Annotated in this window: 14 protein-coding genes and 1 pseudogene; 3 read left to right on the top strand and 12 right to left on the bottom strand. The window is 65.5% G+C overall.

What is annotated here, in order from left to right; all coding sequences use genetic code 11:
* Positions 1-1,157 precede the first annotated feature (1,157 nt).
* Complete coding sequence (locus G3T14_RS19315) at positions 1,158-1,832, bottom strand: GAF domain-containing protein (RefSeq protein WP_348645309.1); 675 nt, start codon at positions 1,830-1,832, stop codon at positions 1,158-1,160.
* Positions 1,772-2,188 carry a GAF domain-containing protein gene (locus G3T14_RS25560; protein ID WP_348645308.1) on the bottom strand — a complete coding sequence of 139 codons (417 nt, stop codon included), beginning with the start codon at positions 2,186-2,188 and terminating at the stop codon, positions 1,772-1,774. Before G3T14_RS25560 ends, G3T14_RS19315 begins: the two co-directional genes overlap by 61 nt.
* Here G3T14_RS25560 and G3T14_RS19310 point away from each other — a divergent pair.
* Positions 2,072-2,392 (top strand): hypothetical protein, encoded by a 321-nt coding sequence (locus G3T14_RS19310; RefSeq protein WP_163644168.1) that lies wholly within the window; start codon positions 2,072-2,074, stop codon positions 2,390-2,392. The two genes, G3T14_RS25560 and G3T14_RS19310, sit on opposite strands and share 117 nt — an antisense overlap.
* Before the next feature lie 224 nt (positions 2,393-2,616).
* Here G3T14_RS19310 and G3T14_RS19305 read toward each other — a convergent pair whose 3' ends face one another.
* The 3 genes from G3T14_RS19305 to G3T14_RS19295 all read right to left on the bottom strand — a co-directional run bounded on the left by G3T14_RS19305 (position 2,617) and on the right by G3T14_RS19295 (position 5,777).
* Positions 2,617-4,170: an ISL3 family transposase gene (locus G3T14_RS19305; protein WP_163644167.1), complete on the bottom strand. Its 1,554-nt coding sequence runs from the start codon at positions 4,168-4,170 to the stop codon at positions 2,617-2,619.
* A gap of 231 nt (positions 4,171-4,401) precedes the next feature.
* On the bottom strand, positions 4,402-4,626 hold the full coding sequence (locus tag G3T14_RS19300; RefSeq protein ID WP_163644166.1) for a hypothetical protein: 225 nt from the start codon (positions 4,624-4,626) through the stop codon (positions 4,402-4,404).
* 149 nt (positions 4,627-4,775) lie between these two features.
* The gene (locus G3T14_RS19295; RefSeq protein ID WP_163644165.1) at positions 4,776-5,777 is read right to left on the bottom strand and encodes an HWE histidine kinase domain-containing protein; all 1,002 of its coding nucleotides are present in this window, start codon (positions 5,775-5,777) and stop codon (positions 4,776-4,778) included.
* A gap of 315 nt (positions 5,778-6,092) precedes the next feature.
* Here G3T14_RS19295 and G3T14_RS19290 point away from each other — a divergent pair, with 315 nt between their 5' ends.
* Positions 6,093-8,321 carry a CHASE3 domain-containing protein gene (locus tag G3T14_RS19290; protein WP_163644164.1) on the top strand — a complete coding sequence of 743 codons (2,229 nt, stop codon included), beginning with the start codon at positions 6,093-6,095 and terminating at the stop codon, positions 8,319-8,321.
* Between the two features lie 132 nt (positions 8,322-8,453).
* Here the strand turns inward: G3T14_RS19290 and G3T14_RS19285 are convergent, their stop codons facing one another.
* From G3T14_RS19285 to G3T14_RS19255, 7 genes and pseudogenes are all read right to left on the bottom strand, one after another.
* Positions 8,454-9,626 carry a chromosome partitioning protein ParA gene (locus G3T14_RS19285; protein ID WP_163644163.1) on the bottom strand — a complete coding sequence of 391 codons (1,173 nt, stop codon included), beginning with the start codon at positions 9,624-9,626 and terminating at the stop codon, positions 8,454-8,456.
* A 28-nt stretch (positions 9,627-9,654) separates the two neighbouring features.
* On the bottom strand, positions 9,655-9,870 hold the full coding sequence (locus G3T14_RS19280) for a hypothetical protein (protein WP_246733430.1): 216 nt from the start codon (positions 9,868-9,870) through the stop codon (positions 9,655-9,657).
* 557 nt (positions 9,871-10,427) lie between these two features.
* On the bottom strand, positions 10,428-11,666 hold the full coding sequence (locus G3T14_RS19275; protein ID WP_204262948.1) for a hypothetical protein: 1,239 nt from the start codon (positions 11,664-11,666) through the stop codon (positions 10,428-10,430).
* A gap of 11 nt (positions 11,667-11,677) precedes the next feature.
* Entirely contained in the window at positions 11,678-11,986 is a 309-nt protein-coding gene (locus G3T14_RS19270; protein WP_163644161.1) for a hypothetical protein, read from the bottom strand.
* A gap of 187 nt (positions 11,987-12,173) precedes the next feature.
* On the bottom strand, positions 12,174-12,836 hold the full coding sequence (locus G3T14_RS19265; protein ID WP_163644160.1) for a hypothetical protein: 663 nt from the start codon (positions 12,834-12,836) through the stop codon (positions 12,174-12,176).
* A gap of 324 nt (positions 12,837-13,160) precedes the next feature.
* Positions 13,161-13,547, bottom strand: coding sequence for a hypothetical protein (locus tag G3T14_RS19260; RefSeq protein WP_163644159.1), 387 nt, complete (start codon positions 13,545-13,547; stop codon positions 13,161-13,163).
* A 52-nt stretch (positions 13,548-13,599) separates the two neighbouring features.
* Positions 13,600-13,740: pseudogene (locus G3T14_RS19255) on the bottom strand (zincin-like metallopeptidase domain-containing protein); the annotation flags it as partial.
* Between G3T14_RS19255 and G3T14_RS19250 the strand changes: the two are divergent.
* Complete coding sequence (locus tag G3T14_RS19250) at positions 13,716-13,904, top strand: hypothetical protein (protein ID WP_163644158.1); 189 nt, start codon at positions 13,716-13,718, stop codon at positions 13,902-13,904. The pseudogene G3T14_RS19255 and the gene G3T14_RS19250 overlap by 25 nt on opposite strands.
* The last annotated feature ends 95 nt before the right edge of the window (positions 13,905-13,999 follow it).

Genomic DNA, 13,999 nt, shown 5'->3' with positions numbered 1-13,999 from the left:
TTACGCTACGCTCGCCGCCTCAGATCCACTGCCCTCATGAATAAGACGGGCTAGGTGATGGGCAACGAAATTGGCTCATGGCGTCGCGGGGTGCTCAGCCTGGACGAATGCCGTTACCCGGCGCCCGTGATGACGTCCAAACAGTCGAGTTCGTAGATGCGCTCCTCAGGAAGACCGTAGGGTTATCGGTGGATGCCGCGATGACGATCACAGGGCAGATGGAGCCGCCAACCACGACAGTGGGACGAGTCACGAAACCGATGGCAAACACAAAAAAGCGCCGCAGCCAGCGTCAGAAAATACGGTATCGTTACCTGCGCGGCGGCAATTATGAATATCCGGTCGCCATAAACGGTTCGCCTTACCATTTGGGTTGCCTGATATCCTGCATGCCCCAAGCGACCTCTCGGTCGTCGAGTCGATGCACGGGGATATCGACCCGATCTCACTCCCCCCATCGGACTTCTGCGAAGTCGCGTCGCACGCGCTTGTCCGCGGTGTACCTGCTTCGACCACCGCAGCAGTGCCGGAGGACGACGATGCCCGAACACGTCTGTATCGATCCGACCGACCCGAGTGCCCAAGCGGAAGTCTTGGTGGAGTTCCAGTCAATTAGTGGCAGGGTAAATCTTATCTCTGCACGCGACGTTGATGACGTCGACGTCCTAGCCCGCCTTGACAACAATCAACGATTGATCTTGGAAGGCGAAATAATCAACGATTACTGGCGGGATACATCATCTCGTTTCAGCCCAATGCTTTTATAATCGTTAATTGATCTTCTGAATTATAACAATATAACTGGATTGATACGATAAAGTAATCGTATCAATAGCCATTGCATACAGGACTTGTTGAAGCGGGGGTGGATGCCGTCCCACGAACCGAAAGCGCGTTGAGGAGGGGGGGCACCACGAGCTCGCCCTAAACACCACGGTTTCGACCCCATAACCATGCCGGAGGACAAGGATGCCCAACCACGCCTGCATCGATCCGAACGATCAGTACGCCCAGGCGGAAGTCCTAGTCGAGTTCGAGACTATGGCAGGCGCGGTGAATCTCATCTCCGCGCACGACGCCTCGGACGATAACATCCTTCCCGACCTTGAGGACGTGCAGCGCCAAGCGCTCGAAAACGAGATCTTGCTGGATTACCTTCAAGACAAGCCGTCGGACGACGGTCGCCTGAACCCACTTCGAGGATTCGACCGCGACATGGCACTGAAACCGCCTAAGATGATGGCGTAGTCGATGGCACTGTCGAAGACGGCTTGACGGCGGCGCTCGCTACGACCGACCTCACGCCGGGCCGCGGCCTCGCCGGCCTCTGCGAAACCGACCGATACAGTGCCAGCCACGACCTGCGCATAGGTTAGGTCGGCCTGTGAAACGGCGTTGGGCTGGTTCGATTGCAGCTTGAGGACGGCGACGGCCTTTCCGCCGGGCCACACCGGGAGCAAGACGCAGGACCGCAGGCGCATGTCCTCGGCAAGGTCCTGCCTGACGCGGTCGTCCAAATGTACGTCCGGGACCAAAGCGGGCTCACCGGCGAGGAGGCAGCTTCCCGAGTGGCTGCCATGCAACGGCACGCGAAAGCCGCCGTATTGGATGAGGGTGCCGCTGATGGCATGGTAGACGAACTCGTCACAGTCGCGGACCTCGATCACGCCGCCCTCGGCCTGCGAGAGCCCTTCCATCGGGCCGGTCACTAGGGCATCGAGGATGATGCTCAGGTCCCCGCGCGCGGCCAAAACGGTCGCCTGGGTCCGGATCAGCGCCTCGCGCTGGTTGAGCACCCGACGTTGGATAGCGAACGCACGGTGAAGCTCCATTTGGGCCATGACTTGCCCGGCCAGTGCCCGCAGGCACTCGGCCTGTTTGGCGGATAGTCCCTCGGGGCGGGGCTTGGCGTCCACACGCATAGGTTGCCGAGCGTCTCGCCCGAGAAGGTGCGTAGAGGTGCGCCGGCGTGGAACCGGATATGCGGATCGCCAATGACGAGCGGGTTCGACCGGGTACGCGGGTCCAGCGTCAGTTCTAGGATGACGAGGGGGGCGGGCTCGGACAGGTCGTGGGCGCAAACCGAAGAGTTCAGGTTGGTCTCGCAAGCCGGGAAGCCGATGCGCGCAATGAACCACTGACGTTTACCGGTGACGAGGCTGACGAGTGCGACCGGGGTGTCGCAGATGTTGCGGGCGAGCAGGACGACGTCGTCGAAACCCTTCTCGGGCGCGGTGTCGAGGATATCTTAGTCATTGAGCGCCGCGAGACAGGCCGGATCGAGAACGACGACCAAAGGCGGCGTGATCGCGGTTGTCGGTCGATCACTCTCCAAGGTTACCCCATGCTCGCAGCGGCGGCCGCCTCGGCATTCATCGGTGCGGCGGGCTGATCGGCATTCGCCGAGACCGGGCCGGAGTGACCGTGCTTCCCGCATCCACAGCCCAGTTCGTCTGGGCCATGCATTCATCCCACCGCGTCGGATGCCCATCGTAGGGCTTAACCGCCTGCGAAACCGGACGACAGTCGAGTGTGTTTAGGCGTGGAATAAGACCCCCGTTTTCGGGGTGATCGGCTTCCAAACGGGGGTCTGACGCAATCTCGATGCTGATCGTCTCAGAGCGCGCCGATCAGTCGAGCTTCGAGGAGGTCGAGTTTAGCGCGGCCGAACATCTGCCGCGTCACGAGCTTCAGGCGGGTGATCTGCCCCTCGGTCTGGCCGTTCGACCACGGCTCCGTCAGCGCTGCAGCGACAGCCACCTTGTCTTTGAGGAGACCACTGGCGAAGGATGCCAGTAGGCTGCGTGCTGCAGCCACGATCCAGGCGTCGAGATCGGGTCGCTTTCGCTCTCGGATCATGGCTTGGAAGCGCGACAGTAAGCCCCTTGCCTCATCGAGCATCGGCACCTCCGCCTCGATCGTCGCCACGAGAACGGCTTCGGCCTTCGTCAGTCTGTCCCGCCCCGTCGTCATCAGGCGGGAGAGGATACGTGCTGACGGCACCTTGCCCGGCGATCCTTCCGGCGCATGCTCGCTGCGCCGGCGGCGCGTCGCCCATTCCCCGACCACCCGCCGACTGCCGGTGAACCCGCTGGCACGAAGCCGCCGCCAGAGTTCGGCCCCGTTGCGGCAGCCAGCTGTCCATTCGGCATCGAGCTGGCGCAGATAGGCGTCCAGGCTGCTCTGGCGGGCGCGGAATACGTCGCTGGTCAGGCCGCGTAGCACGTTGCGAACGAGCTTACGGCTGTGGCCAGTCGCTCGGGCAATCTTCTTGATCGGCATGCCCTGTCGCGACAGGGCCAGGATCGCCTCGCCTGTCGCCTCTCTCCGCAGATAGCCCTCGTACTGGAGACGCTCGGCACAGGTCAGCCGTTCGGGATCCACCGTCCCGGCGCCGACCGCGATGCGGATGACGGACATCGACTTGCGCACGGCATCGAGGAAGGCGGCGCTGACATTCTCCATCAAGTGCCATCGGTCGGCGACCTGAACGGCATGGGGCAGCGCTCGCGTCGTGGCCTCGCCGTAGCAGCCACCGCGATCACGGGCGACGAGGGTGATCTCGGGATGGGCCGCAAGCCACGCCTCGATGGTGCCGCTCTCGCGATCCGGCAGCAGGGCCACGACGCGACGACGCTCCAGGTCGCAGACCAGCGTGCCGTAGCGCTGTCCCCGCCGGAAAGCCCAATCGTCGATTCCGACAACGCTCGGGCGCTCTGCCGGGCGAACGGCACGGCGACGCACGGTTCGTAGAAGTGTATCGCGGCTGGCCGGCACCATGAGCCGACGGGCGAAGCTGGCGGCAGGCCTGCCACCGAGCGCGAGACCGAGATGATGCACAATGCAGTCGAGGCGGGTCGTGCGCCGCGCATAGGCTGGGGCCAGGTCCGGCCCGAGTCGCTCGGCGAAGATCCTGGTCCGGCAATCGACCTCGACGCAACGGAAGCGGCGGACGCTCACCGTAATCACGACCCGTCTGCCAGCGACCGGCAGATCCGACAGGGTGCGCGTGTAGCGGCTATGGATCCGCGACGAAGGTCGATCACAGCCTGGGCACCGGGCCGACGCAGCGACCGGCCGAGCAGTAATTGTCAGGCCGGCACCGGCAGCGACGTGATCGACGACGAGGCCGCGCGGGATGACGGAAGCCGCATCCAGGTTGCGGGACATGGCAGGATCTCCGATGGCCGAAGCCGAGATTCGTCAACTCGCCTGCACCGAAAGTGAGTCAGACCCCCGATTGGAAGCCGATCCGGGGTCCCGTTCCAATGCTGTTTGACAAGTCGAGCGCAGTGATGGCCTCGGCGGGTGGCACGATGCAATTTTCGGAGTGGACACCCTCTTTCGAGGAGGCGAGGGGAGGTTGCGCTACCAGCCGTTGCGCCCCTCGTGGAGACGCCTTCACATCTCAAGGGTGCGTCTCACTTCCCGCAGCATGGCCAACTCATCCATCCCGTCCCAAAGTGCGCCCAAGGCTTCGGTGGTATCGAATCCCGTGCGGCTCAAAATTCGGATGGTCTCGGCTTGCGCGAAGGTGGTGGTCTCCGCCTCGACGATGCAAGTGCCGATCTCCGTGAGGCAGCTTGACCGGTCCGGACGCGATTTGAAGGGTGCTCTCGATGACATGGATGCCTCCTTCCGACCGTAGCTCGAAGCCATCGGTAGCACGAATGGGGTGAGGCGGTTCCGCGCCTTGCCTGGCGGACATGACCGTCCTTGTCGGCCGACCATAAGCAATGGAACAGATAGGGGTTGGGGATTGTCAAAGCGGCCGATCATCGACCGTTGAGCGGCACCCGGACGGTGATGCGTAAACCGTCTTCGTCCTGAGCGACGTCGACCTGGGCCGAAACCTGGGCCGTCAGGATCCTGTTGAGCAACCGCGTTCCGAAACCCTCCCGCGTCGGCAGCGTCGGCGGCGGCCCGTCATGCTCGTTCCAGACCCAGGCGAAGCATCGCCCGTCCGACCCGTCCTCGACCGTCCACGTGACGACGACCCGGCCGCCGGGATGCGCCAGCGCCCCATGCCGGACCGCATTGGTGGTGAGCTCGTGCAGCGCCATGCTGATCGGCACTGCGAGGTCGGACGGCAGCCTGAGTTTCGGTCCGTCCAACCTGATACGACCATTTTCGTTGTAGGGATCGAGTTCGGCCCGCAGCAGTCCCTCGAAACAGGCGACCTGCGCTTCGTCCTCGGTGATGAGCGCGTGGGTCCTGGCCAGTGACACGATGCGCCCCGTGAAGGCCCGCCCGAACTCGGCCATCGTCAAGGACGACCGCATGGTGGCGTTCAGGACGGCCTGAACGGTAGCCAGGGTGTTCTTCACGCGATGATGGAGCTCGCGCACCATCATGGTCTGTCGGTCTTCGAACGCCCGTCGCTCGGTGACGTTACGCTGCGCCGAGACCCAGTGCGTTATCCGGCCATCGGCATCGCGGACCGGCGTGATCAACCACTCGACCATGTAGGTCGAGCCGTCCTTGCGATAATTGAGCGCCTCGCCCTGAAAAGCTGCCCCTTCGCTAAGCGAGGCGCGGGTGGCTTCGAGGGGCGGTCGGTCGGTCAGGGGCCCTTGCAGGAACCGCGGGCTGCGCCCGACGACTTCGTGGGCTTCGTATCCGGTCAGGCGGGTGAAGGCCGGGTTCGCGTAGACAATGCTCGGTCCGGGCTCGTCGAGATCGGCAGTGGTGATCAGAATGGCCTCACCGGCCGCCTCGACCGCTGCCTCCAGAAGCCTCAGGTCGATCCCGGTCGCCCCGCACACGACTCGAACCATCCCCTGAACCACCTTCCGCGCGCCCTTGAGGCGCCGCAACACAACGCCGAGGGATCGTCCACGCCGAGCGCATCCCTGTGGATGGGACAACATCGGGAGGTGTCGTGGGTTTCCACGCTGGTCTCGGACACCGGGACGCAGGAATTCAGGGGGAAATTGGGTCGCCCCGTTCGGCGCTGGGGATTCTGTATTACGGCCGCAAAGGATGCTAAATCTCAAGCCCGTTGAATCGGCTAACTCCAATGGGATGCCCGACTTTCCATATTGGCGCTCCCGCTTCCGCCACCAGCCGATTGAGACACGCGAGACGCCGACATGACCAAGCATCTCGTCGCGCGTGCAAACATCCTCGTCCTCGGCGTCTTACTGGCCCTTCTCGCCCTGGTCGGTACGGCGACGTGGGAGCGTATGAACGCCGCGCGCGATGCCCGGGAATGGTCTCGGCACAGCTACGAGGTGCTGACTACGATGAAGGACCTCGCCATCGCGCTGCGAGACGCAGAGCGAGGCCAGCGTGGGTATCTTCTTACCGGAAAGGACGACTACCTCAGGCCCTACGACACCGCGCGTGACCGCATCAGCCTGCTGCAGGGCGAACTCCGTAAGCTGACGGCGGACAACCCGGCGCAGGAAAAACGCCTGCGTTCGTTGGGGCCGACGATCCAGCACAAACTTGAGGAACTTGCCCAGACGGTGCAGGCCCGCCGTGACGGGGGCTTCGAGGCGGCCCTGCGCATCGTCGACACCGATGCGGGCCGCGGCTTCATGCGTGCGGCCGAGGGCACGCTCTCCGAGATGCTCGCCGACGAGCAAGCCCTCCTTGCCAGCCGCCACACCGACAGCGACGCGCGCGCCGCCTGGGTGCGGTGGCTGGTCATCGCAGGCTCGGGGCTCGCCATCCTCACCTTGATCGTAGCCGCCAAGTTGCTGAACGATGCATGGTCACGCTCCTTCAAGTCAGAGATAGCTCAGCGTGCCCTTGTCCTTCGCCTGCGAACCACCCTCGATAGCCTTAGCCAAGGCGTTGCCGTGTTCGGTGCGGACGGGAAGCTGAAGCACTGGAACGGTTGCTTCCAGGCGCTGCTCGACCTGCCCAAGGCGATGGTTCGGCCAGGCGCCGCCTACGCGGCGTTCGCCGAGCATACCAGCGAGCCTGGACGGCCTGCGCTGGAAAGCGAGGAACAGGTCCAACACGGCAGCCGGGATGCGGCCGAGACCATCACGTACGAGGGAACACGCGCCGACGGACACCATCTTGAGATCCGCCGCACCCCGATGCCGGACGGTGGCTTCGTCCTGACCATCTCGGACATGACCAAGCGCGCCCAGGCCGAGGCCGTCCTACGCGAGGCGCAGAAGATGCAGGCCATCGGCCAGCTCACCGGCGGCATCGCACATGACTTCAACAACCTGCTGCAGGTCATCCTCGGAAACTTGGAATTCGTCCGGGCGAAGCTCGAAGGAGACGTCAAGCTCCAGACCCGGATCGAGCGCGCCACCTGGGCGGCACAGCGCGGCGCGACGCTGACCGGCCAACTCCTCGCCTTCGCCCGCAAGCAGCCGCTAGCACCGGCCGCCATCGACATCGCGGCAACGATGCCCGACTTGATCCCGCTGATGCGCCGGACTCTCGGCGAGCATATCGATGTGCGTTACGTCGAGACGGCTGGCCTGTGGCCGGCGATGGCTGACCCCGCGCAATTGGAGAGCGCGGTCCTGAACCTCGCACTGAATGCACGAGACGCGATGTCCGGCGGGGGACGGCTTACCATCGAACTCGGGAACAAGGTGCTGGACGACGCCTACGCAAGGGCCCACGCCGAGGTAATACCGGGCGACTATGCCATGGTTGCGGTCTCCGACACCGGCCACGGGATGACGCCCGAAGTGGTCGCCCGCGTGTTCGAGCCGTTCTTCACGACCAAGCCCGACGGCAAGGGCACCGGCCTCGGCCTCGCGATGGTGTTCGGGTTCGTCAAGCAGTCCGGCGGGCACGTGAAGATCTACTCCGAGCCTGGGCAGGGCACGACCGTGAAGATCTACCTGCCGCGCGCGTTGGGTATGGTCCGGGTTACTGGCCAGCGCTCGGTATCGCCCATCGAGCTACCGCGCGGTTCGGCGACGGTGTTGGTGGTGGAGGACGAGCCCGCAGTGCGCGAGATCGCCTGCGCGATCCTGGGCGATCTCGGATATCGCGTGCTGGAGGCGTCGGACGGTGAGGATGGACTACGAGTCTTTGGAGCCAACGCTGCAAGCATCGACCTCTTGCTGACCGACGTCATCCTTCCGGGCGAGGTCAGGGGCCGGGAGCTGGCCGAGCGCATCCTGGCGATGCGGCCGGAAGTGAAGGTGGTGTTCATGTCGGGCTACACCGAGAACTCCATCGTCCATCATGGTCGCCTCGACGAGGGCGTCAACCTGATTGGTAAGCCGTTCAAGCGCGAGCAACTCGCCGTAAAGGTGGCCGAAGTCCTTGGTTTCGCAACCACCATTCAAGATCAGACCGGCAAGGTATTCGACCTTAGATCAGGACGTGGCTCATAGATGAAATCCTTTCAGCCGACGAGATTGAGAAGCGAATAAGGCTCGCCTCTCAATCTCGGACGCCGGTTAGAGCTCTGATGAGCCGCTTGTAAGCCCAAACTGAGGGCGAGGTTCATTCAGACCGCGACCGACTCAGTCCGCCTTCGGGACCACGTTCGGAAGCGTCGGCTGTGTCGGAGCGGGATGTACGGTCATGGCCGGCGGTTGATCGGACAAAAGCTGGCGCACCTCCGCGAGCTTGGCCTGGACCGCCGCCAGTTCCTGTCGAGTCGCGCCGAGGCGGTCTTCGAGGGCTGCCATATCCTTGTTGCGGGTGGCCAATGTTTCGGTCAGCGTCGCAAGTTGTGCCTGGGCTTCTGCCTGCCTCGTCTGGAGAGCCTCGACGGCGGAGGTCGCGCCTTCGCGGTCGGCAGTCAGCTTCTGGACCGCCTGCTCGGCTTGGCTACGCTCGGCGATCACCCGGTCGCGTTCGGACTGGGCCGTCGCAATTTCCTTCTGAGCCGCCGCCAGCCTGTCCTTGGCCTGCTGCATTTCCTGGCCAGCTTGAGCGATATCCGTCGTAAGCTTCTCGCGGTTGGCGTTCAGACCGGTGATGACCTGCTCCAGGTCCGCCTTCTGCTTCGTAGCCTGCTCGGTGGCGGTCCGGGCTTCGGCGAGTTCCTTCTGGGCACCTGCTGAACCCTCGCGCGCCTTCTGCTGGCTCTCCTCGGCCTTGGCGAGGTCGATCGTCTTGTTGGTCGCTTCCTGAGCCATGGTCGCGAGGTCAGCCCGCAGCTTGGCTTCCTGCTGCCGGGCCTCCTCAAGGCGACGCCCGATGTCGGCGAGTTCCTTGGTCCGGGCAGTCGCCGCCTGCTCGGCCGCCGTTGTGGCGTCCTTCATCGGCGCGAGCTTCTGTTCGGCTTGGGAGACCTGGGCCTGAAGGTCGGAAAGTCTCTTCGTCTCGGCATCGGACGCGGCCTTGGCCTCGGTCGCCTTCTGCTCAGCCGCCTGTTGCTCGGTCGCTAGTGCCGCCGCCTTGGACCTGGATTGCTCTGCAGCCTGATTCGCCTGCTTGTCCTGTGTCTCGGCCGCGGCGATCTTGGCCTGCAGCGCGGCGAGGGTACCTGCCGTCTGCCTCTCACGGTCGAGGTCGCCCTGGAGAGCCGTCTGCTGGGTCTTAAGGTCGGCGATGTGATGGTCGCGCGCGCTCTTCTGCTTCGAGCCGGCGATGGAGGCCACGATCAGCCAGACCAAGAGAGCCGCCGCCACCACGGCAAGGCTGAACGGGACGGGCCGACGCAGTTCCGAACGAAAGTCGATGGCCATGGCGGTCTCCGGCGTGAATGGAAGCAGGTCAGATCGTGGTGGTGGCCTCGCCCGGCGTCGGCTCGGCACCGGCTGTTCCGGGTTCGGGTCCACGAACGGGATCGGTATGTCCGGCCTCGACCAGGGAACCGATCATCGTGAGAAGGGCACGGTGCTCAGGCGAGCCCTTGTTGGATCCGAGGAAAGCCGAGAGTTCGATGCGAACCAGGTTTCCAACAGAAGGACCGTTCGGCTCGTCGAACACGAACGCGTCGGCCTGATCGCCGCCGTGACAGAGAAACTAGCGGTCGTCGTTGGAGTCGGCGTGGATCAAAGTGCGCTTGGTCGGCATCCGGTGTTCCCCAACTGCCTGGTTCGATGACGGCCCTACCGAGAACCGCCTGATCGGCATCGCGACCGTGACCAACAGGCAGGTCGCCTGCTGGTGGTTGGCTTACCGTTGGTCGATTGGGCCCGGCGGTTGAGGTGCAGGAACGTCGACGGGCGGATCGCCTTCAGGCGACGTAGGACCCGGAGCCGGATCACCGATGGGGGGAGTTGGATCGTCGCCGGGACGAGGCGTATCGGACTGCATGCGGGCTTCCTCAAAGCCACGACAGTTGATCTGCCGCTGGCCTGAGAGGTGAACGCGCGAGGCGGGAGAACGACTCCACCTTTTGTCCGAGCGACCGAACGGGCGGCGACCAGGGCGGCAAGGTTCGACGGTGGTCGTTGGCCGGGCTGATGTTGGGCACCACTTCTGCCGGCAGGAGGTCGATGACCGCCTCCGACGGGCGCCGCCTCGACGAGGCCCTGATACCTCTAGGTGAGAGGCAAGCCCCAGATATCGGTGAGACCCCAGAGCGCCCACGCCCGCCGGTTCTCGTGGTCGATCTCGGCATCGAGGCGCTCGGCCGCGTGCCGGGCCCGCTCGACCGCCGCGTCGCAGCCCAACATCCCGGCGTGCAAGTAGGTCAGGCGCCGGCGGAGAGCGGCTCCACGTGCCGGAGGGAGCGCCCGTAGACGTCCGAGCGCAGCGCCTGGACGACGTGCGCCGTGTCCGACACCGCCACCGTCAAGTCCGACAGCACCTCGACCAAGTCGGCGAACCCGCTCGTCTCGGTCTCGCTCTCCGGCGGCGCCAGGGCCGCCACGATCGCGTGGAGCAGCCTCTCCTGCACGTCGAGCCGCCTCAGGATCTCTGCCTGCACGTCCATGTTCCATCTCCTTCAGTGTGAGTTCCGCTAGCCGACCGCGGACCGTCGCGGCCGGAATCCGTTCGCCCTCGAACCGGCGCGCGGCCGCCCCGAGCAGCCTTGTCACGAGGTGGGGTTCGCCGGCTGCGTCGACGATGACGGGACCGCTCCGGCCCGCCCGCAGCGCCAGCCCCCGCGTGGCCAGGGCCGCCTCGAACCCGGGGCCGTCCACGCTCGCGCTCCATGCCTCCAGGGCAGCCCTGCGGACGTCGTCGAGGACGATGCCCGTCCGCTCCTGGACGAGCCGCTCGACAGGCGAGAGGGCCGCCACCGGCCGAGCGATCTCCGTCGTCCCGGCGGCCTCCATCCATGAGGCCACGTCCTCGCGGCCCGCCTCGCGCAGGGCCTTCACGATCGACCTGGCGTGCTTCGAAGGCGTGAGGATCGGGATGCCGAACTCGAACTCGACGATCCTGGAACACCGCTCCCGACGGAGGAAATCCCACCCCAGGTCTACCACCGCCCCGGACGGTCGCACGAGCGAGTAGACCCGGTGCTCGTGCATCCGCGAGTGCTTGACGTGGACGGCCCCGCACATCGGCTGCGCGGTCAGCGAGAACTCCCGCTCGAACAGCGACCACCACCGCGCCCGGGCGCCGGCGTTGTCGGCGATCGCCAGGTCCGGGTCGCAGTGGACGTGGTAGATGCCCCTATCCGTCCTCCCTCCGCTCGAAATGGCGACGAGCTCGCGCAACTGGTTGACGAGGTCCGCGCTGCCGAGGCCGCGCGGGGGGATCACGTCGACGGAATCGTTCTCCGGCTTGAGGAGGTGTCGAGCGAGGGCATCGCCCCCCTTGCCCCGCATCGCGCCGCTGATCACCGCGCGGGCCCCCGCGCGACGAGCGGGAGCAGGGCCTCCCGCGCGGTGGCGAGGGAAGCCTTGGCGGCGGGCAGGTCCTTGCTGCTGATCGCGTGCCCAACGTCGCCAAGGGCACGGATCGCCGCGACGAGGGCGATGGTGTCCTCGGCGGGCCGGTGGACGGGACGGCCGCTGCGGCGGTCCACCGCCGACACGATCGCCAGCCGGTCCAGGATGAGCCCGCGGACCCAAGCTCCGGCGGTGATCCCATCAGCCTTGGCGGCCGCCGCGACGGCCGTGTTCAGGTCGTGCGACATCCTCGTCACGAACGCCGCCTGCAGGCGGGGTGGCTTTAGGGGTCCACGGGGCGGAGCCCCTGGCAGCACAGAGCTCGGAGAGGTCTGCTGGAGGTGAGCGCCGTCTAGGGCGGCGATTACCTCCATGGCTGGCTTAATCATTACTCTGATCCCTTCGCGATAGACTTGTAATGCCGGATTTGTAATCCCCGCCGTATCAGCGGGGTCCGAGGGGAGGCGCTACTTCCTCGGTCGGGACCGGCACGGGGGCGCTGCCGCCCTCAGAGGCTCCACGCCTAGCTCTCTGCTTGGCGCGCTCCAGGGCTGCCTTGCGACGGGCTTCTAGGGCCGCCGCGACTTCCGCAGGCAGTTTCAGAGGGGGCTCTACCGGCCAGCCGATATCCACGGCCTCGCGGTTCCGGGCGTCGAGAGCGGTAAGCGCCTGTTCCCAGGTTTCGAGCCGTTCGATCATGAGACGCCTGGCGCCGGCCCTCGCGATGTCCTCGGACAAATCGCCGTTCGTGCGCCATGGCCCCTGCCGCGTGAGGCGCAGCGCACGCTGCCACTCCGTGATCTCGGGCCCCATCACCGTCGCGAGGTCCGCGAGGGTTCGCGCATCGAGGCGGTCGAAATCGCCCTTGATCAGGTACTCGGCGTACATGCGGCATGCCGTCCCCAGGCCGTAGGTCGGCTTGCGGCGGAGCTCTTTATAGACAGGGGCCGCCTCCAGTGGCGGGGCCGGCGCGTGGGCCGCCTGCTTGGCAGGGACCGCCTTCTTCGACCGGGCCGGCCGCTTGGCGGGGGCCGGGCGTGGCGCCACCGGGATCTCCGGCATGAAGCCGCCGAAACGCAGGAAACCTCGTACGATACTCGTCAGCATGTCTGCCTCCAGGGCGTATGACCGCCATGGTTTGCATGGTCTCATACGGGTCAGCCGCTTGCCTGGACGAGGGGCGAAATCGCCTCTCGGGATGACAACTTTCGCTCTTGGATGCCTGGTCCGCCGATGTAATACCGGCGAATACGCCGGCCGGGATGCCTCGGGACGCCTCGAAGCCATGTAATCCCCGGTCAGCGCGCGAATCGGTCATGTAATCCCGGGAGGGAGAGGGATTACGCGTCAGCACATGCTGACCCGACGTCGGGCCACGTAGCCGGGATCACTCGGATGAAGCGGCCCTGATCGTCCAGTCGCCCCTGCGGGCTACGGTTCCTTCGACTTCCAGGAGCCGCGCTTCGTCCAGTCCAGGACCACTTCTCCTCCCTCGTCCGGATAGACGCAGGCGATATCGCCTTTCCAAGACGTGCAGTAGTGGTCGAGCTTGTCCAACAACGCAGCGCACTGATCCGCCGCCTCGCACGCCGTCCGCCTTGAAGCGGAGACATCGAGACAGCGTTGTTCGACGACCCGGGCCGGGCGCTTCCCTATGGTTTTCCGACAGGACGGCTGCACCGCTTGGTTCATGTGAGCCAAGGCGTAAGTCCGGGCTTTCCCGTAGGCCGCCAGGTACTCGGCAGCCGTGTGCTGGACGGAACCTCCGGCGGCAGCCGGGGAGGCAAACAGGATGAGGGCTGTGATGGCGTTGCGCATGGCGGTCTCCAGGTAAGAATCGGAGGCCCCGGGATCACCGGGGCCCGAGTGCTTAGGCGGCTTGTGCCATCTCGGCCTGGAGGGAGGTCAGGTACCCTGCAGCCCGGCTTGCCGCTGATGCCGCGGTGAAGATCGCCTTTGGGTCGCCGCGCAGGAGCTTGAGCCAGGATGCCAGGTAGCTGGCGTGCGTCGGGCAACGAGGCCCGGGACGCCCTGCGTCGCGCGCTTGGGGATGCCCTGCAGGAGATGGTCACCCTGTCCGGACAGGTCAGCCGGGGGTTCGTGCGGGCATCTAGGCCGGCCGACCTGGCGCGGAAGCTGGGCCCGGAGCGTAGGGCGCGGGAGGCGGCCCGCTAGAGCGGTATCAGTAACCGCTGGGACGTATCCTCGTGGCATGCAGTTCCGCGCCCCCGCCATCCGACCTGTCCCCTATCGGAAGTTCACGGTCGAGC

It is taken from the genome of Methylobacterium sp. BTF04, from assembly GCF_010692745.1.
Classification (GTDB): domain Bacteria; phylum Pseudomonadota; class Alphaproteobacteria; order Rhizobiales; family Beijerinckiaceae; genus Methylobacterium.
The sequence above is the reverse complement of the archived record's forward strand: the minus strand, read 5'-3'. Positions and strand labels throughout refer to the sequence as shown.